Annotated in this window: 21 protein-coding genes; 8 read left to right on the top strand and 13 right to left on the bottom strand. The window is 31.9% G+C overall.

What is annotated here, in order from left to right; genetic code table 11:
- Positions 1-181: 181 nt before the first annotated feature.
- From TD29_RS16630 to TD29_RS16605, 6 genes are all read right to left on the bottom strand, one after another.
- Positions 182-802: a hypothetical protein gene (locus tag TD29_RS16630; protein WP_040282434.1), complete on the bottom strand. Its 621-nt coding sequence runs from the start codon at positions 800-802 to the stop codon at positions 182-184.
- 170 nt (positions 803-972) lie between these two features.
- Positions 973-2901 carry a T9SS type A sorting domain-containing protein gene (locus tag TD29_RS18095; protein WP_084203525.1) on the bottom strand — a complete coding sequence of 643 codons (1929 nt, stop codon included), beginning with the start codon at positions 2899-2901 and terminating at the stop codon, positions 973-975.
- Between the two features lie 88 nt (positions 2902-2989).
- The gene (locus TD29_RS16620; protein WP_040282432.1) at positions 2990-3787 is read right to left on the bottom strand and encodes a hypothetical protein; all 798 of its coding nucleotides are present in this window, start codon (positions 3785-3787) and stop codon (positions 2990-2992) included.
- Positions 3788-3864: 77 nt separating this feature from the next.
- Positions 3865-4488, bottom strand: a complete 624-nt coding sequence (locus TD29_RS16615) for a response regulator transcription factor (RefSeq protein WP_040282430.1) — start codon at positions 4486-4488, stop codon at positions 3865-3867.
- Positions 4485-6224 (bottom strand): tetratricopeptide repeat-containing sensor histidine kinase, encoded by a 1740-nt coding sequence (locus TD29_RS16610; RefSeq protein WP_040282428.1) that lies wholly within the window; start codon positions 6222-6224, stop codon positions 4485-4487. The genes TD29_RS16615 and TD29_RS16610 overlap by 4 nt, the downstream gene beginning before the upstream one ends.
- A gap of 28 nt (positions 6225-6252) precedes the next feature.
- Positions 6253-6897, bottom strand: a complete 645-nt coding sequence (locus tag TD29_RS16605) for a hypothetical protein (RefSeq protein ID WP_040282427.1) — start codon at positions 6895-6897, stop codon at positions 6253-6255.
- Positions 6898-7430: 533 nt separating this feature from the next.
- Between TD29_RS16605 and TD29_RS16595 the strand changes: the two genes are divergently transcribed.
- Positions 7431-7817 (top strand): pyrophosphohydrolase domain-containing protein, encoded by a 387-nt coding sequence (locus TD29_RS16595; RefSeq protein ID WP_040282425.1) that lies wholly within the window; start codon positions 7431-7433, stop codon positions 7815-7817.
- A gap of 29 nt (positions 7818-7846) precedes the next feature.
- Here the strand turns inward: TD29_RS16595 and TD29_RS16590 are convergent, their stop codons facing one another.
- A complete protein-coding gene (locus TD29_RS16590) occupies positions 7847-8920 on the bottom strand; it encodes a branched-chain amino acid aminotransferase (RefSeq protein ID WP_040282424.1) in 1074 nt (357 codons plus the stop codon).
- Positions 8921-9031: 111 nt separating this feature from the next.
- On the opposite strand from TD29_RS16590, the gene TD29_RS16585 reads away from it, so the two are divergent.
- From TD29_RS16585 to TD29_RS16560, 6 genes are all read left to right on the top strand, one after another.
- Positions 9032-9559: a DUF4920 domain-containing protein gene (locus TD29_RS16585; protein ID WP_040282423.1), complete on the top strand. Its 528-nt coding sequence runs from the start codon at positions 9032-9034 to the stop codon at positions 9557-9559.
- Positions 9559-10005, top strand: coding sequence for a hypothetical protein (locus TD29_RS16580; protein ID WP_040282422.1), 447 nt, complete (start codon positions 9559-9561; stop codon positions 10003-10005). Before TD29_RS16585 ends, TD29_RS16580 begins: the two co-directional genes overlap by 1 nt.
- Positions 10006-10011: 6 nt before the next feature.
- The gene (mnmD, locus tag TD29_RS16575; protein WP_040282421.1) at positions 10012-10689 is read left to right on the top strand and encodes a tRNA (5-methylaminomethyl-2-thiouridine)(34)-methyltransferase MnmD; all 678 of its coding nucleotides are present in this window, start codon (positions 10012-10014) and stop codon (positions 10687-10689) included.
- A 54-nt stretch (positions 10690-10743) separates the two neighbouring features.
- On the top strand, positions 10744-11652 hold the full coding sequence (locus tag TD29_RS16570) for a TIGR01777 family oxidoreductase (RefSeq protein ID WP_040282420.1): 909 nt from the start codon (positions 10744-10746) through the stop codon (positions 11650-11652).
- Positions 11653-11790: 138 nt separating this feature from the next.
- Entirely contained in the window at positions 11791-12240 is a 450-nt protein-coding gene (locus TD29_RS16565; protein ID WP_040282419.1) for a hypothetical protein, read from the top strand.
- On the top strand, positions 12240-12440 hold the full coding sequence (locus tag TD29_RS16560; RefSeq protein ID WP_040282418.1) for a helix-turn-helix transcriptional regulator: 201 nt from the start codon (positions 12240-12242) through the stop codon (positions 12438-12440). The genes TD29_RS16565 and TD29_RS16560 overlap by 1 nt, the downstream gene beginning before the upstream one ends.
- A gap of 35 nt (positions 12441-12475) precedes the next feature.
- Here the strand turns inward: TD29_RS16560 and TD29_RS16555 are convergent, their stop codons facing one another.
- A complete protein-coding gene (locus TD29_RS16555; RefSeq protein ID WP_040282415.1) occupies positions 12476-13150 on the bottom strand; it encodes an SIR2 family NAD-dependent protein deacylase in 675 nt (224 codons plus the stop codon).
- Positions 13151-14353, bottom strand: a complete 1203-nt coding sequence (locus TD29_RS16550) for a hypothetical protein (RefSeq protein WP_040282413.1) — start codon at positions 14351-14353, stop codon at positions 13151-13153.
- 36 nt (positions 14354-14389) lie between these two features.
- Here TD29_RS16550 and TD29_RS16545 point away from each other — a divergent pair, with 36 nt between their 5' ends.
- Complete coding sequence (locus TD29_RS16545) at positions 14390-15046, top strand: TrmH family RNA methyltransferase (RefSeq protein ID WP_040282407.1); 657 nt, start codon at positions 14390-14392, stop codon at positions 15044-15046.
- Between the two features lie 11 nt (positions 15047-15057).
- Here TD29_RS16545 and TD29_RS16540 read toward each other — a convergent pair whose 3' ends face one another.
- The 4 genes from TD29_RS16540 to TD29_RS16525 form a co-directional block, all read right to left on the bottom strand.
- Positions 15058-15837 carry a carboxypeptidase-like regulatory domain-containing protein gene (locus tag TD29_RS16540; protein WP_040282405.1) on the bottom strand — a complete coding sequence of 260 codons (780 nt, stop codon included), beginning with the start codon at positions 15835-15837 and terminating at the stop codon, positions 15058-15060.
- Positions 15838-16085: 248 nt separating this feature from the next.
- Positions 16086-17999 (bottom strand): DEAD/DEAH box helicase, encoded by a 1914-nt coding sequence (locus TD29_RS16535; protein WP_040282403.1) that lies wholly within the window; start codon positions 17997-17999, stop codon positions 16086-16088.
- 285 nt (positions 18000-18284) lie between these two features.
- Positions 18285-18659, bottom strand: coding sequence for a hypothetical protein (locus TD29_RS16530; RefSeq protein WP_152611547.1), 375 nt, complete (start codon positions 18657-18659; stop codon positions 18285-18287).
- Between the two features lie 346 nt (positions 18660-19005).
- On the bottom strand, positions 19006-19557 hold the full coding sequence (locus TD29_RS16525; protein WP_040282398.1) for a hypothetical protein: 552 nt from the start codon (positions 19555-19557) through the stop codon (positions 19006-19008).
- Positions 19558-19597: the final 40 nt, after the last annotated feature.

The following is a 19597-nucleotide window of genomic DNA, read 5'->3' as shown; positions in this document are numbered from 1 at the left end:
TTTAAGAAAGTTAAAAGGATGTAATGAGAATTACATCCTTTTTTATTAACACTAATTCTAGTAGGATAAGATTTATGGCGAGTGAGGATAACAATTAAAAGTGCATAATCATCACCTCTGTTGTACTACGTTGTAAGATTTATATGATGCCATCCATACGTGATAGGTTTATGATACCCTATTAAAGAAAGCTAAATCCAATTCCGAAGTTAAAATTAGGTATACCCGAAGTTTCAATTCCAGGAATTTCAGGAATCTCCTCAGTTGTAGTTTTCGTGCCATCACTATTGGAAACGACAATTGTTTCTGGGATGTCACCAAAACCATAACCTACTTCAATTCTAAAATAGAATGTACGGCCTAGTTTTGCTCCAAGTTTTAGATTTACGGTATTAAACTCAATCGTTCCTTTTCCATCTTCAACAGAGTCATTATCAAATTCTGTGTCCACAAAAGTGCCTTCTCCATCAAATGAGAAATAAGATAAACCAGCATATAGTCCTTTACCCTTATTGTTAAAATAGATATTTGTACCTATTTCAAAATTATTATAATTTATACTAGTATCATCTATAGTTTTAGATAAGGACATCCAATCTACAGCTAAAGCAACTCTGTCATTTAAAAGAGGTGTGACGTACTCAGCATTAGCAGTAATGATATTTGGTATACCAACTTTTACGCCTAATCTAAGCGGTTTAATACTTTTTGTAGAAGCCTCGTCATCTTGAGCGAAATTAGGTAGAGTAAAAGTGATACAAAATAAGAAAATCCAGAAAAAGTTTTGTTTTAGAGAATTCATAAATAAGATTTTGTTGATTAATAGTTGTGCAAATTAGTTAAGATTGTATGGTGAAAAAATCCCCGATATAGGGGATTTTTAAAATAGTTGGACTTAAAAATTCGACTTCCCTATAAATTAATAGCTAGCCAACTATGCTTGTAAATAATTTGATAACTAAATGGTTACAGTTATTGTTTGATGATTTTTTTAGTGATATGCTTTTCTTCCGAAGAAAGATTTAGAATATAGAGTCCGCTTGATAGCTTACTTAGATTTAAAGAGGTAATAGATGTATTTAATACTTGCTCAAATATTATTTTACCATTGATGTCTGCCAATGATATTTTAAAATTACCATGAACTCCAAAATCTAGTGTTAACCAATTTTTTACCGGATTTGGGTAGGTTTTGATTTCAAAATTGTCATTTTCATTAATAGAGAGTGCACTATCAACAGTGAGAAAAATATCTGGTCTTTCAATAATTAAGTCAGCAACAATAGTATTAGTAATTTCACAATGATAAATACCACTATCACTTTCTTGCGTATTTAATAAGGTTAATGAATTATTTATAGCTCCAGGAATTGAAACATCATCTTTAAACCATTGATATGCATTATTCATGGCTGTGTTTTGAGTTGTTCTATTTATATTTTCATCTTGTATTGTAAATGTGATGTCTTGTTCTGTTCCTATCTCAATGGTTTCTGGAGTATCTGGTGTGTATTGAGGAGAATAATAAAAGTTGACATAATTATTTGCTTGTATAAACGGTTCTAAATCATTAAAGTCAAAATTGTTATAACTCACAAATATAGTTGCGTTGGCAGCGTTAAAAGGTAAGGAGCCATCAAATTTATTATCGTCAATAAAAATACTTGTGAGGTTTGTTAGATTACTAAAACTACTTGGAAGCACACCTTCAAAATTATTAGAATATAGGTTGAGGTCGGTTAGGTTAGTTAAATTACTGATTTCTGGGGCAATTGTTCCTGTAAAATTATTTACTGGAAGCCCTAACTTTTCTAAGTTAAACAAGTTGTATAAAGTTGCTGGTAAATCTCCAGTGAGCGAGTTAGAACCTAAGTCTAGAGTTTTTAATTGATCAAAATCGTCTATGTTAGTTGGTAATGTTCCAGATAAATTATTATCATAAAAATTAAGACCTATGACTTTGTTATTTTCATCTGTAAGAACACCTTCCCATGACCAAAGTGATTTTGTAGTGTCTAGCCAGTTCATTGAAGAAGTCCAATCGTTACCATTGGTGTCATTATAAAAACTAAGCAACGTAGCATAATCTGGACTCGTTGTTGGGTCTACGTATGTTGTGTTTAATTTAGATATTTTATAATCTGTTTGTTGTGCTAAAAAGATATCATCACCATCTGGTAATATATCCCAAATTGCAGTCACTGGAGAGATTAGTAGTTCTGGAGTCGCATTTACATTTAATAAATCTAGTTTTTTTACATAGTCGTTACTATAATATAGATCATCACCATCTATTTTAACCTCAAGTACACCTGGAGCAGAGACTAAATCAATTAATGTTGGATTACTTTGAGTAATGTCAATTTTTGAAACACCATTGTTACCTCGAGCCATATATAGATCATTTCCATGAATATCAATATCATTAACATAACTACTCAAGCCAGTGATTAAGGTTTCAGTAGTTGGATTAGTTTGTGTATAATCAAAACGGACAATTCCAGCATTATTAAATTCTCTTAGACTCACATATATGAAGTTATCTTTTATTGCTAAGCCAAAAGGGGAACTCATGCCAGTCATCACAGGTATTATTGTAGGGTTAGGTTCTGTGATGTCTACTTTTGAAATTGTTGAAAAACTAGATGTAAAATATAAATCGTTGCCAACAAGTAAAAATTTAGTTGGAAAATTTATATTGTTTAAAAACTCCTCAGCTACTGGATTTGGAGCTGTCATATCAATTTTAAATATTTGCTGAGAACCAACAGCTCCAACAAACATTGTAGTTTCATTTTTTGCTATGCCAACAGGATTTAGAATATCGGTAACATAGTCTGAAATTTGGGCAGTCATATTTAGTGTACAACAAACACTGAAAAGCAGTAGTAGTTTTTTCATAATGAATTGATTGTTAATTAATAGCGTTCCAAATATATGTGTCTGTATTCAAAAAAAAATACCCGATTGAGGGTGTTTTGATAGCCAATTATTTAGTTTTATCTACTGGCTTGGCTTGGTTTGATTGTTGCGTAGTTGAGTTAGAATTATTATTAAAGCTAACGTTAATTCCTAGCCCAACCCAAGGTTTTTTATTATGTATCCATTTAACGCTTTCTTGAGAATTTCCATCTAAAAAGTCCCAACCATAAAATATTCCAAAATTTGCATATTCATTAAAGTTTATAGTTATACCTAAGGAAAAAGTAAGTGCACTTTCCGATAAAGTTTTTAATTCATCATCAATATCTTTAATCGAACTATTATCTTCATTGAGGTCTATTTTTGTTAATGCTATTCCAGCTGAAAAATCTATATGACCTTTCTCATAAAACCTACTGATGTTTACTCCTTTAATTATATTAGCGCCTAATGATAAATTAGAATCAAATTCAAAATTTTTGTTTTTTGATCGAATTCTAAAAGGTATTGTATACGCACCAACTTGAAATTTTCTCCATCTTCCATAATATGGATTTGTGTATTTTTCAAAATCTGCTAATGGCAATTTGTAAATTATGCCGTTATAAATTTTAGAGTATTCGCTATTGTTAAAGGTTAGATATGTATATTCTACGATATCGTCATTTATAGATTTTATGGTAATTTGATGATATTTTTTCACTTCTGCATTCGTCGAATTTGTAAAAGAATTATCAAACAATTTATTGGTTTCATCTAAATTAAGGGAAGTGTTAAAATAATATACATTTTCGGTAATTAACTTATTTTCTTGAGCAGTCAATATTAAGATTGAAGTGAAATAAATAAGAATGAAATTTTTCATGACATTTGGTTTTGATTAGTAACGAAACAAATCTAACCATCTGTAAATCAGATGAAAATACCCGATATTAGGTAAATTTAAAACTTATACTTTTTCTCTAATGCATAGCGCATTAGTTCTCCTTTACCGCTTAAACCTAAAATTCGAGCCATATTTTTACGATGTGTATCTACCGTGTGAATGCCAATAAAGAGTTCGTCGGCAATTTCTCTTGAGGTTTTTCCCAAACCTATAAGTTCTAATATTTCTAATTGTCGTTTGGTAAGCACACCTTTGGTTTTAGTTGAGTTTTCCGAATTAATAACATTAGTATTAATATTGGCGTCAAAGTATGTTTCGCCTTTGGAGACAGTTCTAATGGCGCTTAAAACTTCAGAGAGCGATGAGTTTTTTAATATGTAACCAGTTGCTCCTGCATCAAGCATTTGCTGGATGGCATCGGTTTGATCAAACATAGAAAAAGCTAAAACTCTAATTTCTGCATTGAATTTTTTAATGCGTTTTGTGGCTTCAATACCATCCATTTTTGGCATTCTTATATCTGTTAAAACGACTGTAGGACGTTTTTTTTCTACAATTTCTAAGAGTTCTTCACCATCATTGGCAGTACCAACAATAGAAATGTCATCTTCATATTCTAAAAGTAATGTTATGCCATCAATAAGAGATTGATGATCTTCGGCTATGGCTAATCGTATCATATGGGTATATCAATTATGATGGTTGTTCCTTGATGCTTTTCAGATTCTATGGTCATTGTTCCATTAAGATGCTCTATACGTTTGTCGATACTACTAATTCCCATGCCTTTTTTTGTTTTTGTAATTTGACTTGGGTTAAATCCTTTACCATTGTCTTCAATCATTAGATTTAAACTATCATCATGATTAGTAATATGAATGGTAACTTCTGTAGCATTGGCATGTTTAATAACATTGGTAATCAACTCTTGTACGATTCTAAAAATGGTGAGTTCTAAACTGTTTTCTAATCTGTTTTCTAATCCATGATCTATAACATCAATCATAATTGTATTTGATGCCGAAACGTTATGTGCCATTTCGTTGATTGCTTTTAAAAGACCTTGTTTTGCTATGACACCAGAGTTTTTAGCGTGCGCAACGGTTCTTACTTTGTTATAAGCTTCATCGATTAATTGGTTGGTTTTTATGTATAATTCTGGAGTTTGTTTGTCTTTTAATGCGTTAAAATGAAGTTTTACCGTTGCCATTAATCCGCCAAGGTCATCATGTAATTCATTGGCAATACGCTGACGTTCTTTTTCTTGACCTTCAATCATAGCATCTATAGAAGTGAGCTCTTGTTCTTTTAAAACGGTTGCTAGTTTTTGGGTTTCAAGTTCTTTTTGTTGCTCAGCTAAAAGTTGTTTTCTTTTGGTGTTTTTATAAACTAAAAAAGCAATAACGCTGCCTAGAACGAGGCTTCCACCTAGACCAATTGCTATATTTCGGCTTTGTTTTCTTTTAGCTTCAATATTGAGGTTATTTACTTTTAATTGTTCATTTTCATATTTTTTTTCAATATCTGTAATACTAGAGTTTTGGTCTTTTAGATTTATGATGTCTTTTATTGAGTCGTACTTGTATAAATAATCGTAGGCATTTTCCCATTTTTTCATATAATAGTATGTTGCCTCAATATTTGAGTATAAGATTTTTTTACTTTTTTTGTTAAATTTGGGTAGGTCTATTATTTCAGCTTTATTATAATATGTTAAGGCGGTTTGGTAGTCTTTTTTTCTTCGGTAAGCATTCCCTAAATTATTGTACAGGTTAAATTGAATATTTAAGTTTTTATAGTTTAACGTATCTAAATAATAATAACGAAGTGCCTCATCATAATGATAGATTGCCGAATCTTGATTTTTTATTTTGCTAGAATATAAAGACCCTAAATTGAGATTTGTATTAATTATTATTTGAGCACTATCAATATCTCTGGCTAATGATAACGTTTTATTGTAATACACTTTAGCAGAATCAATTTGACCATCTTTAGAATGATTTATACCAATATTGCTATAGTATGCTGCTAACCATTTGTTTGAATTCGTATTGTTGGCATAATCTAGAACTTCATTTAGATATTTGTTTTTATCAATTTGAATACTATTTTGACTATCTAAAAGCAAGTAGATTTCTAAGTTTGTTTTAGTAACACTCTCGTTGTCATTAATGTTTTTATATAGTTTTAAAGCACTTTGATAAAAGACTAATGCAGAGTCTTCCTTGTTTAAATTTTCATAAGATTTTGCAATGATGAAGTTTGCATTACCTTGAGTTTTATCCTTGGTAAAAATTAATTTATTAGCGTTATTTAGAGAAATTATAGTGCGATAATGTTCTTGTTTAAATAACGAGTCAATTGTAGTGTAATTTACGCTAGTATGCTCTTGTCCATAACAGTAGATAGACAAGAGACATACAATGAAATATGTAGTTATTTTAACCACCTACTATAATATCACCTCCATCTTCTTTAGGTCTGAATTTATCAGGTTTTACATTCTTAATAGGTTTATCGCAGTTGTTAATTAAGCATGGTTCTACTTTATAGCTGGTTAATTTTTTAATAGAATCTTTATAACCTTGTATAAGTGTCGCTAGATCTGTAGTGTCATTATTTAAAACAATTACAATAAGTTTACCATCCTTTTTTAGTGCTTCTTTTGTAGATTGTTTTAAATCCTTAAAAGTATATGATTTTGAAAGTATATTGGTAACCGGAGACGTATTAGTACAACCTCCATTTAAAGGGTCGCTTATACGTATTAAAATGGCATTGTAATTTGAAGAAGATAGGTCTACAAGTGGCTCTTCAACAATTCTTAAATTGTTATTAGTGACAGGTATACTTACATTGATTGTTTCTGTGATTGTTGAAAATCCACCTTTTACTTGGTATCTTTTTATAGTATCAATTAAATAACGATTGTCTTCATTTGTCTCAGCGCTTCGTTCTTGGGTAATTGCAGTCAATTTATCGTTCAAAGCTTCATTTTCCTTTTCACAGTCACTACAATCATTACATCCAAAAAATGTAAGTAGGAACAGCGTTAAAACGCCAAGTTTTAATACATGTGTCTTCATAATAAGGTTGGTTTAATTAGTTAACATTACAAAGATGCAAAGTAGGAATACATCAAAATATACCTAATACAAGGTATATTAGGTGATTAAGGTACGTAAAAAATTAAAGTGATGTAGGAAATTTTGCTAAAGTGTTAAAATTTCCGAAGAAAATAGAACTCTTATACAAATATAAATTTAATAGCTGCAATCATAAGTATAAAGCCAATAAAGGCAATTAATATCCAAATGCTTCCTCTATAATATTTTCTGTGTAATTTGAAGTCTTTTTTGTAAGCCAAAAATATGAAGACAGCAAAAACCAATGCGAATAAAATTCCAAAAATCAATTGACCATTACTAAACATATCATTATTTTTATGTAAAAATAATTAAAGATTAACGACTAACTTTGATTTTAAATGTGAAAGTTTTTGTAATTATTGTTAATCACTTGTACTTAAAATATTTATGAAATCAATAATAGTTTAGATTTTCAAACATATAATTAAATAACTAAATTTTCGTCGTACGAAAAAGAAAAATAACAACTTATGAAGCATAAAATAGAAGCTGTAAAGGCATTTCATACAGCATTTAAAATTGGTCATCGCGAAACACCTAAAGCAGATTTGGGTGCGCATAAAAATAAACTACGTTTTGATTTAATGAAAGAAGAAAACGAAGAATATTATGAAGCCGCAAAAGATAATGACTTGGTAGAAGTTGCAGATGCCTTGGGTGATATGCTGTATATACTATGCGGCACTATAATTGAACATGGTTTACAACATAAAATTGAAGAAGTTTTTGACGAAATACAACGGAGTAATATGAGTAAGCTCGGTGATGATGGCGAACCAATTTATAGAGAAGATGGCAAAGTTTTAAAAGGGCCAAACTATTTTAAACCACATATTAAATCTATTTTAGAGTCATAAAAAAAAGAGCCATTTGGCTCTTTTTTATGTTATTTGACTTCTAGTCTCCAGCCGTTTTTATCGTCGGCTAAATTATGTTGTATATCTAGCATTTTGTTTTTTAGAATACTAGAGTAGGAGTGGTCTCCTATTTCTGGTAATTCATAATAAGTGCCTTTGTATTCAAAACCTTCAATTGGGCTAATTACAGCAGCGGTTCCAGCTCCAAATATTTCTTTAAGTGTACCGTTGTTTGAGGCGTCTACAATTTCAGACACTTTTATAGCTCTTACTTCATAAGCCATACCATTGTCTTTTGCTAACTGTAATAAACTTTTACGAGTTACACCATCTAAAATACGATCACTTGTAGGTGCAGTAATTAAAGTGTCATTAATTCTAAAAAACACATTCATCGTACCTGCTTCTTCTAAAAACGTATGCGTATCTGCATCTGTCCAAATGACTTGTTGGTAACCTTTTTGTTGTGCTAGACTTGTTGGGTAAAATTGAGCGGCATAATTTCCAGCAGCTTTTGCGTAACCAACACCTCCATTTGCCGAGCGGCTAAACTCTTCAGCGATAAGTACTTTCACAGTACCTTTATAATACGCTTTTGCAGGAGAGCAAATAATCATAAATCTATAATTATTTGAAGGTGCTGCAGCAATAGCAGAATCTATAGCAATTGCAAAAGGTCTAATGTATAATGAATTTCCAATACCAGGTTGGATCCAATCTCTATCTAGATCAATGAGTGTGGTCAATCCTTCAAAAAAGTAATTCTCAGGAAATTCTGGCATGGCCAATCTTGCACATGATTTATTTATACGATTAAAGTTTTCTTTTGGTCTAAATAAAAAGACTCCACCATCATCGTCTTTGTAAGCTTTCATCCCTTCAAAAACGGCTTGACCATAATGAAAAACACGTGCCGAAGGATCCATAGTCATAGCCTGATAAGGTATAATCTTAGGCTGTTGCCATTCGCCATCTACATAATCACAAATAAACATATGATCTGTGAATGTTCTTCCAAAGTTTAAGTTATCAAAGTCAACATCATGTATTTTAGATGTTTTAGCTTTTTCAATGTGTAGATTACTAGTATAATTATTTGACATTTGTTGAGTTGTTTAGTTTTGCGAAAATACGCATTTTAGGTGGTTTTTAAAACATAATGTTTTCTAAAAAAAACGTAACTTTGTTTACTTAAAATTAAAAAAACAAACACAATGAAACATATTTTAACATTATTATTAGCAGTACTTCTACTTGTATCTTGCAAAGACGAAAAGAAAACAAATGAAGAGGTTGCTACCTTAGAAACTGAAGCACAAGCCGAAATTCAAGATGTGACTTATGCCTCTTTTGGTAAAAAAATAGCATCAACAGATGCACTTCCTGCAAAACGTATGGCTGTTCATTATTCAAACATGAAAGTAGGAGATACGATTGATGCTAAAATGATAGCCAAAGTAGATGAAGTTTGCCAAGCTAAAGGATGTTGGATGACATTAGATTTGCCAGATGGAGAAGAGGTAATGGTGAAATTTAAAGATTATGGTTTTTTCATGCCAAAAGATATTTCAGGAAAAGAAGTTGTTATTAATGGTAAAGCTTATGTCAATGAAGTGCCTGTAGATGAGCAACGTCATTATGCAGAAGATGGTGGTGCATCAGCAGAAGAGATTGCTAAAATCACTGAGCCTAAGAAAACACTATCGTTTGAGGCAGATGGTGTACTTTTAAAAGAGGACTAATGAAAATTGTGTTTGGTTGCTTGGTTGTGCTGTTCTTTTTAAGCTGTAATACTACCGAAAAGGCTGAAAAGAAAGAAATCATCGTCGATGGAGCCAAAACATATGACGTGTATCAACCGTCTGAAATGTCTACACTCATGAAAGGCATGTATGCCTATAACATGCAACTAAAAGCAGATATTGAAGCAGGAAAAGAATTAACTGGTGAATTTCCAGAAGCGTTTTTAAACATTCATTCGGCTGTATTGTCAAGTGCTAAGTTTCGTACCGATAATTTTAAACACTATTCGGCCAAATTTATTGAAGCACAACAAGAGATTTTTTCTCAAGATACCTTAACAACTGCTCAAGACCGCTATAATAATGCCATCAATATGTGTTTGTCATGTCACAAGACAGAATGCACAGGGCCAATACCAAAAATTAAAAAATTGTTGATTAAATAAGCGAGTGTGCAACGAAAAATTATAACCACAGCAGATGGCTCAAAAACCATTCAAATAGAAGATTGGAACGAGCAATACCACTCTGTTCATGGTGCCATACAAGAAGCAAATCATGTGTATATTAAACATGGTTTGCTTTTTTTTTCTTCGGAAATGTTAACGCAACAACATGCTGAGGTTTCTATATTAGAAATTGGATTTGGTACAGGTCTCAATGCCTTACTCACACAATTAAAAGCTCACGAACTAAACCTAAATGTGAATTATGTTGGAGTAGAAGCCTTTCCTATTTCTTCGGAAGAATTAGCACAACTAAATTACACTTCAGAATTAAAAATTACGTCCCAAAACTTACATCAATTGCATGCGTGCTCTTGGGACGAAACGCATCAAATTTCTGATCGATTTACCCTCAAAAAGCAACAGCAGTTTTTTAAGGATATTTCCGCAGAAAATGAATTTGATATTATTTATTTTGACGCATTTGGTGCTCGTGTACAACCCGAATTGTGGACAGAAGGCATCTTTAAAATCATGCACAAAGCACTTAAGCAAAATGGAGTGCTCACAACCTATGCAGCCATTGGTAAGGTGCGTCGTACATTAATGGCTCTAGGGTTTGAAGTAGAGCGCCTAGAAGGACCTCCAGGAAAACGTCATATGCTTAGAGCTATTAAACGTTAAACCCTTACTAAACTTCTGAGTTCTAGTACAAAGATTCATTAACTTTGTAAGACTATGAAAACAGTTTTAATTACAGGTGCAACAGGTTTAATTGGCAAAGAAATTGTAAACATTTGTCATGAGCAACATATAAACGTGCATTACCTAACCACCTCAAAAGATAAACTCAGTACTCAAAAACATTATAAAGGCTTTTATTGGGATCCTGACGAGAATGAAATAGATGCAGCTTGTTTTGAAGGTGTAACCACTATAATAAATCTTGTGGGCGCAACCATTTCAAAGCGTTGGACAGAGGCCTATAAAAAAGAAATTATAACTAGCCGAACGCAAACGGCTCAATTATTATATGATACGATTACCGCACATAATTTTCCTGTAAAGCAAATTGTTTCTGCTAGTGCCATTGGTATCTATCCAGATTCGCTAACAAAATATTATGATGAAGACGAAGCAATAGTTTCAAATTCATTTTTGGGGCAGGTTGTAGAGCAATGGGAAACTGTTGTTGATCAATTTTCTTCTATTGGTATTACAGTAGCAAAAATTAGAATTGGTTTAGTATTATCTAAACATGGAGGAGCATTACCAGAGATGGCTAAACCCATTCGGTTTGGAGCAGGTGCACCATTTGGAACTGGAGACCAATGGCAATCTTGGATACATGTTGTTGATTTAGCGCGATTATTCGTGTTTGCTGTCACTCATAATTTAGAAGGCATTTATAATGCTGTGGCTCCTAATCCTGTAAGCAATACCGAACTAACAAAAACGGTGGCTACAGTACTTGATAAACCTTTATTTTTACCAAATATCCCAAAATTTGCAATGAAACTTGTGTTGGGTGAGATGCATATTTTGTTGTTTGAAAGTCAACGGGTTTGTGGAACTAAAATTGAAAAAAAAGGTTTTAGTTTTAATTTTCATCACCTAAAACCTGCATTATTAGATATTTTTAGTTAAAGCCTTCATAACATTTTTTGTTTACACCAATCCAGTTTTGAATCCCCTATAATTTATATTTGCGTAATTTTAAAATGTAAAGTATATTTGTCATAAGGTAAAAATGTTTTTACTTAATATAAAATATACTTGTCAATTATGGATTTAGAAAACCAAATTAATTGTGAGCGCAAGCGATTTAATAAATTATTAAATTTTAGGTTGCCTCATCGATTCATGACTATTGGAGTAGTTATAGTTTTACTATCTATTGCTTTAATGTTTGTAAGAGCTTTTGTTCTAGAAGGCGATACGTTATGGTTAAAACAGTTGCTACAAAAAACGATGTTAGTTGGTATGCTGGTCATGTCAATGTCTAAAGATAAAATTGAAGATGAGATGACTCATAGTTTAAGAGCACAATCATATGCTATTGCTTTTGTAATTGGCGTTGTTTATGCTTTAATTATGCCTTACGTTGAGTTTGGTGTTTCTAATGTGGTGCACTCTGGAGGAGAGGCGTTTAAAGATTTGGGTGATTTTCAAGTGTTGTTATTTATGTTAATGATTCAACTTATGTTTTATCACAACTTAAAGCGTTACAGGTAATGAAAAATACAATTAAAGTAGAGCGTGCTATTTTAAGTTTAACACAGGATGATTTAGCCAAAAAAATTGGAGTATCGCGTCAAACTATAAATTCGATTGAGGCTAATAGATATGTGCCATCGACGGTTTTGGCGCTTAAACTTTCCGAAGTATTTAAAAAACCAGTTAATGACTTTTTTAAACTTTCTAGTGATGATTAAATTGAGTGTACTATTATCAATTTTACTAGTGCGTATTATTTTAATACTGTTTTAAAGGTTTTCATGCCATTAGTAGCAGTGTCTGTAATGACGGTAATACGATTTGTACTTTTAATAGCAGGTTTTGGATCAATAAAATACACTGGAGTTTTACTAGAGACATAGTTCATTAAACCTGCTGCAGGATAAACTTGCATTGAAGTGCCTATGATTAATAAAATGTCGGCAGATTGACAAATGTTTATAGATTGTTCTATCATAGGGACATCTTCACCAAACCACACAATATGTGGTCGCAATTGATGGCCTTTTTTACACACATCTCCTAAATTTAAATTACCAGACCAAGATTGTATATCATGTTCGTTTTTTGTGCTTTTTACTTTGAGTAACTCACCATGAAGATGGATTACATTTGTGCTACCTGCACGTTCATGTAAATCATCAACATTTTGTGTTATTATGGTCACTTTATAATCGTTTTCTAAAGCAGCTAAATCATAGTGTGCACTATTGGGTTGTACCTCGTGTAATTGCTTACGACGTTGGTTGTAAAATTCTAGAACAAGTTTTGGGTTTTTAGCAAATCCTTGAGGTGTTGCCACTTCCATAACATCATGACCTTCCCAGAGTCCGTCAGCATCTCTAAAGGTTTTTATACCACTTTCGGCACTTATTCCTGCTCCAGTTAAAACGACTAAGTGTTTCATTTATTTAGCTTTTTTCCAGGCTGCAAAATTTTTAGATTTAGAATAACCATCTAACATGTTTTGTCCATATTCATCTTCTTCTTCGATATAATCTATAAGATCTTGTTTTTCGTAGCCTTCGGTAAGTAATCTATCTAAGTAATTGTTAGTTTCATCGTAGTTTTCCATCATTACTAAAGTGCTTAAATAACCAGATTGCCCTTCGAAAAAATCAGGATAATTATCAATAGTATACGTGTACAAGTTAAGTGCTAAATCATAATTTTTATCTTCAAAAGCAATTCCTGCTTTAAAAAAGTTTAAAAAATCGTCTTCGGTTTCATTTTGAAGTTGATTTACAACTTGTATCGCTTCATAATACTCTTCCTTATAAATATAATAATCTACTTTATTGAGTGCGATGGTATGATCTTCTGGAAAGGCCGAAATCAAATCTTCTAATGATTTTAAGTATTTTGCTTCATCAATTTGAGCTGCTATTAAAGTTTTAAATATGAGAAGGAATTTTTCTTTAGCTAATTCAGATTTAAACCCATCCATGATTTTATAAGCTTTCTCATATTTTCCCGTTTTATTATAGAGAAACGCTTTATACAAATCTTTAACTTCAGGATTTTTTACTTGTTGTTTTACTACAGAGTTTTTAGGTACTGAGTATTGCATGAGACGTCCAATTGTGCTCGTAAAATGCTCACCAGTTAAATAGATATACATATCAGAGAATTGTATTTCTCCATTGGTTTTAACGAGTCTGTAATCATGATAATTCATGCCAGTCTCGGCAGAATATAATCTAAACAGTATATAGTACGTTTGAGAATCTAGGTCATATCTATAATTGATAAAGTCATAATAAGCGCCATTTTCAACATCTGCAATAATTTCTCCAGGAAAAGATTTTAAGGCATTATCCATTCCTTCCAAAAAGCCTTTTATATAATTATCTTCACGATCTTTTTTAGAATAACCACTTAAAACACGGTCAAAAAATTTGTCTTTATTTAAATTTGTAACAAATAAATCGCTGTTGCTTTCATGAATTATAGATTCTATTTTTTGGCCAAACTCAATAACTTTTTGGGAGTTATCTTCGCTATAGCTTATGGTATCATTTTCAATGGTATTTGCAGTATCTTGAGCCCAAATAGTCTGATTAATTACCCCAAAGAATAAAAAAAGAATTGGTAGGTTTTTTAGTGTCATGTAGATTATTTATTTTCATAAATATAAAAATTTTTAATGATTGATATAAAATTATTAGAACATCTAGAAAGTTACCTCACAGAGCAACGTAAAGCCAGGTTTGAACAGGTGATTTCTCAACGCACCAAACATTTTACGGTAGCGACAGAAGATGTGTACCAATTGCATAACACAAGTGCTGTTATGCGTAGTTGCGATGTGTTTGGAATTCAAGAGCTTCATATTGTAGAAGAGCAAAACTCTAAAGATATAGATCGTGAGATTGCTATGGGAGCACAAAAATGGGTGGATTTACATAGATATCATAGTGTAAAAACATCGCTTAAAGATTTAAAACAGCAAGGTTATCAAATTGTAGCGACGACGCCTCACGAAAACGATAGTGTGTTATCAGAATTTGATATTACTAAAAAATCGTGTTTTTTCTTCGGAAGAGAGACAGAAGGATTATCTCAAGAAGTCATTAATGAAGCCGATTGTTTTTTAAAAATACCTATGGTTGGCTTTACTGAAAGTTTAAATATTTCAGTATCTGCAGCTATTATATTACAAGATGTTACCACAAGATTAAAAGCAAGTGATGTGCCTTGGCAATTGACCCACGAAGAGCAATTAGAAAAACGATTAGATTGGTGTAAAAAAACGATTAAGAGTTATGAGCAAGTCATTGATCGTTTTTATGAAAAGGGATAAATAGTTGTAGATTAAAACCTACCAGATTTATTTCTATTAAGAATTTTGTATTCTTCATAGCATTCGCTAATCGCATCTAACATTTGAAGGTCGTTTGCAGAGTTTATAAAAGCTGCTGAGTAATTACATTGATTTACAATTTCATCTAAATCGTATTTGTCAACTTGTAATAATACGGTTAGCATTTCTCTATCAAAACGAGAGGCAAGTAGGTTTCTAATCTCATCATCCTCTTTCATTTTCTTTAACTTACGTAATTCGTTAGGCTTTTTTCCGAAGATATTATGCAAGAAATCTGCAGGATTAAAAATAGCGCCTAAAACTTTACTTACTGCGTTAGGTCTTCTGTTTCCAGCTTCATAGCCACTATTTAAACCAGAAATACTGTATCTATGATTTGACACAATTGGAACTTGCTTTACATCAATTTCTAGGTAACCTGTTAATTTTAATTGGTTGACAACCACTTCTTCTAAAGCCAATGCAGACTCGACCATACCAATTTTAGTATCTCCAAATTTTAGCCAATCATTGGTTACTCTAACTTTAATAGATTTATAACCTAAGTAAGACAAATGCAAGGTGTCATTGAGTTGGGCTTTAATTTCAAAATGACCTTCTTCATTAGAAGAGGTTCCTATAACTTGGTTAAGATTGACAATGTTGACACGATCAATAGGTTGGTCTGTAGTTAAATCTATAATAGTTCCTTTAACAGATGTTTCGGTCTCTTGAGAAAAACCAAAACTAGTTAGAGATACAAATAAAAAAAGTGTTAAAAAGTGCTTCATGTCATAGTTTGAAGTGTTAAAAGTAATAAACAAATTGCATATCGATAGAGTAGTAGTCGTAAATTTGACTAAATATTAACGTATTCAATCGTCATTTAAAATTTGTATATAAGTCTATACTTATTTGTAAAACTAACGAACAAAGTGTGTAAAACAAAAAAATCCAACACCTAAAGTGAGACTTCAAGTATTGGAATTTTGTGTATTTATTTAAAATTGAAATGTGACTTCAATTTTAATTTGGTTTATTAATCTCTACGTCTAGAGCGTCTTGGTCTATCAAATCCTGAAGATGAATTTTCAGAGCGTCTAGAGTCGCCTCCAGAAGATCGTCTATCACTTCTGTTTCTTGAGCCTCCTTCGCTAGAGCGTCTATCTCCTCCAGAAGATCGTCTGTCGCTTCTATTGCCAGATCCAGAATCACTACGTCTTCCGCTAGAGCGTCTATCTCCTCTTGGTTTGTCATCGCGTCTGCGTCTTCCGCCTCCACCATCACGTCTTCCGCCAGAGCGACCTCCAGATCGTCCACCACGACTTCTGCCTTTATCTTCACTAACTTCTACGTTAACAAAGCGACCGTCATGCTTAAAGTCTGTAAAAAATGCCAATACTTTCTCCTGAATATCTTTTTCAGTATTAAAGAAAGAGAAACTCTCTTTAACGTCAACTTTAAAGACATCATCACGACCTAGCTCTAAAACTTCTTTTAAGAAATCTTTTAGTTTCATCCAATCGTAACCATCTTTTCTACCTACATTTATGAAGTAACGTGTTTCATTTGCACTGCTACCATAACCGCGTCCACCAGAATCTCCTCTTTCAGAATCTCTAGAAGAACTTGGTGCATTTAGATTTTTAGATTTTTGGTAATAGTTGTAGAAACGTGTAAACTCTACAGAGAAGAATTTTTTAATTAATTCATCTTTATCTGTATCTACAAATAATTCGTTGATACTGGTTAAGTATTTGTCAATCTCATCATTGACTTCGGTATTATGAATTTTATTGGCAAGTGACATGAGCTGTACTTCGCAAATTTCCATGCCGTCAGGAATTTCCTTTTTCTCAAATTCTTTCTTGATGATACGTTCAATACTTTTAATTTTACGTACTTCACTCTTAGATACAATAACCATAGAAATACCGGTTTTACCAGCACGTCCAGTTCTACCAGAACGGTGAGTGTACGTTTCTGCTTCATCAGGTAATTGGTAATTAATGACGTGAGTAATATCGTCAACATCAATACCACGAGCAGCAACATCTGTTGCAACTAGCATTTGTATTTGTTTGTTTCTAAAAGATTTCATCACCAAATCTCGTTGGTTCTGACTTAAATCTCCGTGTAAAGCACCTGCACTGTAACCATCTTCAATTAAGTTTTCTGCCACTTTTTGAGTATCACGTTTTGTACGACAAAATACTACCGAGAATATATCAGGATTAGCATCACATAAACGTTTTAAGGCTTGGTAACGATCTCTAGCATTTACCAAATAGTATTCGTGAGATACTTGACTTGTACTTTCGTTTTTATTTCCAACTGTAATTTCAATTGGGTCATGCATAAAATCTTTTGCAATTCTAGACACTTCTTTAGGCATGGTTGCAGAGAACAACCATGTATTTTTATCTTCGGGTGTATGAGATAAGATATCTGTAATGTCTTCATAGAATCCCATGTTTAACATTTCATCTGCTTCATCTAAAACCGAATATTCAATTTTAGAAATATCAACCATGTTTCTGCTAATCATATCTTTCATACGACCAGGAGTTGCCACAATAATTTGTGCGCCACGTTTTACAGATCGTGCTTGATCATGGATGCTTGCTCCACCATAAATAGCAGTAACATTTAAACCTTTACAGTATTTACCGTATAATTTAAGTTCGTTTGCAATTTGTAAACAAAGCTCACGAGTAGGTGATAATATTAACCCTTGGGTTGTACGACTGTTTACGTCAATTTTATGTAGCATTGGGAAACCAAATGCAGCAGTTTTTCCAGTTCCTGTTTGCGCTAAGGCTACAAGATCTGTATCTTCATCTAATAAAATTGGGATTGCTTTTGCTTGTACATCACTAGGTTTTTCAAATCCTAAATCGGTAATAGCATGTAATAGGTCTTCATTAAGACCGAGTTCTTGGAATGTGCTCATTCTTTTTTATGTTGTATTCGATTATGTTCTTTAGTGTTACAAAAGAAGCGAATCGACATACTAAACACTTAAACTTCAAGGTAACACATCCTCACTCTGAGGAATTTATATAAATCCAGCCCGTGGATTTTTCAAGTTGCAAAGGTACGCTTTTATTTGGATATACAATATTGGTTTTATTTTCTTCGGAAATGTGCCTGGCTTATTGTTTTTAGATAACTGTTTATGAGTTGTTTAAGTGGTAGCGAAAAGCGTGACTGATGCATAGTTTAAGTAGATTTTATTTCAAATTAACAGCATTGTAGTGCAAATGAATATCATAAATAAGGTAGTTACAGGTGGTTTTTTAATTTCTTTAACCACTAAATTTTCACCGATTGCTCCTGAAATTAAATTTTTTGAATTTTCTAATACATGTCGTGTAAATTCTAATTTTTCGATGTTATATTTTGTTCCTTTTTCAATTAAACTTTGATTATCCGTTTCGTATGTTCGTATGAAAATCTTATCATTTTCAATGTTTCTAGTTATCTCTTTTACTGAAGTTTTTAGTATTTGATCTTTATTTTTAATATAATAATTCGATTGTTTTTTTAAGGAATATAGCTTTATACTTGAGCGTATTTGCTTTAGAAAGTTAACATGCTTAGTGTTAATCATGTTAATTTTACATTGTAAATCGGTAATATGATTATCAATTTTGTCAGTTTCTATATTAATTTTTTCAGTTTTGTATTCTTCGTTGAAGATTAGAACATGCTTCAACATATTCTTTTTCTAATTCAGATCTTAGAGATTTCAGTGATCCTATTTTTCTGTATATCCTTATTATTTTCTAATTCTCGTTCCAATTAAGGATGCATGTTTGTAGGTGGTTAAACATTTAAATTATAAAACTTTTGTGAACTCGTTACTTTTCCGAAGTAATAAGTATAAAATAAGGAGGAAAGGGCAAATTGATGTGTTGTTTTACTGTATTGCTGTAGTGCGGTTTTAATTTAAATATTTATTTTTTTAAGATAATTGTGGCCTTATTTATTTTGAATACATCGTTGCTACTAACATGTAGTTTTGCTTTAAAAGTATAGACGCCATCTTCTTTAACTGTAAAGATGGGTTCATTTTTTCCTTTTACAATTTTCTTGATTCCGTATGTTATAATATGTTTCTGTTTTTGATACTCTTCTCGTAGATCTTCATTATCTCGCCATCCCAATAGTGTAAGGCGTCTTTTATTGTATTTTACCCAATCTGGATTTCTTTTTTTTGAAATTATCCACCTTTCATCAGAAGATAAATATCTAGGATTTGTGGTTAATGGCGAATAATTATAATATGTGTAAAGTGTATCATTTTTATAAATGCTTACCGAATAAGTTAAATCTATTGCGTTTTGATATCTATAATTTAGTTTTGTCCAAAATTTTATGTTATCACCTTTTTGGAGTGTTAACGTTTCAGAATGTTCCATTTCATCCTCAATAGCAATAGTATTTATGGCTTTACCACAGGAATTCAAAACTAATGTGAGTAATATGACTTTTATGTAATTTTTCATTGCTGTGTTTCGATTAGCTCATTTAATGTTATGCGGAAAT

The sequence above is a fragment of the Psychroserpens damuponensis genome (genome assembly GCF_000826655.1).
Classification (GTDB): Bacteria; Bacteroidota; Bacteroidia; order Flavobacteriales; family Flavobacteriaceae; genus Psychroserpens; species Psychroserpens damuponensis.
The sequence above is the reverse complement of the archived record's forward strand: the minus strand, read 5'-3'. Positions and strand labels throughout refer to the sequence as shown.

Bases quoted from the DNA above. Each gene is read 5' to 3' on its own strand.
- TD29_RS16605 (WP_040282427.1), bottom strand. From the start codon at position 6,897: ATGAAGACACATGTATTAAAACTTGGCGTTTTAACGCTGTTCCTACTT.
- TD29_RS16620 (WP_040282432.1), bottom strand. From the start codon at position 3,787: ATGAAAAATTTCATTCTTATTTATTTCACTTCAATCTTAATATTGACT.
- TD29_RS16530 (WP_152611547.1), bottom strand. From the start codon at position 18,659: ATGATTAACACTAAGCATGTTAACTTTCTAAAGCAAATACGCTCAAGT.
- TD29_RS16595 (WP_040282425.1), top strand. From the start codon at position 7,431: ATGAAGCATAAAATAGAAGCTGTAAAGGCATTTCATACAGCATTTAAA.
- TD29_RS16565 (WP_040282419.1), top strand. From the start codon at position 11,791: ATGGATTTAGAAAACCAAATTAATTGTGAGCGCAAGCGATTTAATAAA.
- TD29_RS16545 (WP_040282407.1), top strand. From the start codon at position 14,390: ATGATTGATATAAAATTATTAGAACATCTAGAAAGTTACCTCACAGAG.
- TD29_RS16560 (WP_040282418.1), top strand. From the start codon at position 12,240: ATGAAAAATACAATTAAAGTAGAGCGTGCTATTTTAAGTTTAACACAG.
- TD29_RS16630 (WP_040282434.1), bottom strand. From the start codon at position 802: ATGAATTCTCTAAAACAAAACTTTTTCTGGATTTTCTTATTTTGTATC.
- TD29_RS16535 (WP_040282403.1), bottom strand. From the start codon at position 17,999: ATGAGCACATTCCAAGAACTCGGTCTTAATGAAGACCTATTACATGCT.
- TD29_RS16525 (WP_040282398.1), bottom strand. From the start codon at position 19,557: ATGAAAAATTACATAAAAGTCATATTACTCACATTAGTTTTGAATTCC.
- TD29_RS18095 (WP_084203525.1), bottom strand. From the start codon at position 2,901: ATGAAAAAACTACTACTGCTTTTCAGTGTTTGTTGTACACTAAATATG.
- TD29_RS16590 (WP_040282424.1), bottom strand. From the start codon at position 8,920: ATGTCAAATAATTATACTAGTAATCTACACATTGAAAAAGCTAAAACA.
- TD29_RS16555 (WP_040282415.1), bottom strand. From the start codon at position 13,150: ATGAAACACTTAGTCGTTTTAACTGGAGCAGGAATAAGTGCCGAAAGT.
- TD29_RS16580 (WP_040282422.1), top strand. From the start codon at position 9,559: ATGAAAATTGTGTTTGGTTGCTTGGTTGTGCTGTTCTTTTTAAGCTGT.
- TD29_RS16615 (WP_040282430.1), bottom strand. From the start codon at position 4,488: ATGATACGATTAGCCATAGCCGAAGATCATCAATCTCTTATTGATGGC.
- TD29_RS16550 (WP_040282413.1), bottom strand. From the start codon at position 14,353: ATGACACTAAAAAACCTACCAATTCTTTTTTTATTCTTTGGGGTAATT.
- TD29_RS16570 (WP_040282420.1), top strand. From the start codon at position 10,744: ATGAAAACAGTTTTAATTACAGGTGCAACAGGTTTAATTGGCAAAGAA.
- TD29_RS16585 (WP_040282423.1), top strand. From the start codon at position 9,032: ATGAAACATATTTTAACATTATTATTAGCAGTACTTCTACTTGTATCT.
- TD29_RS16540 (WP_040282405.1), bottom strand. From the start codon at position 15,837: ATGAAGCACTTTTTAACACTTTTTTTATTTGTATCTCTAACTAGTTTT.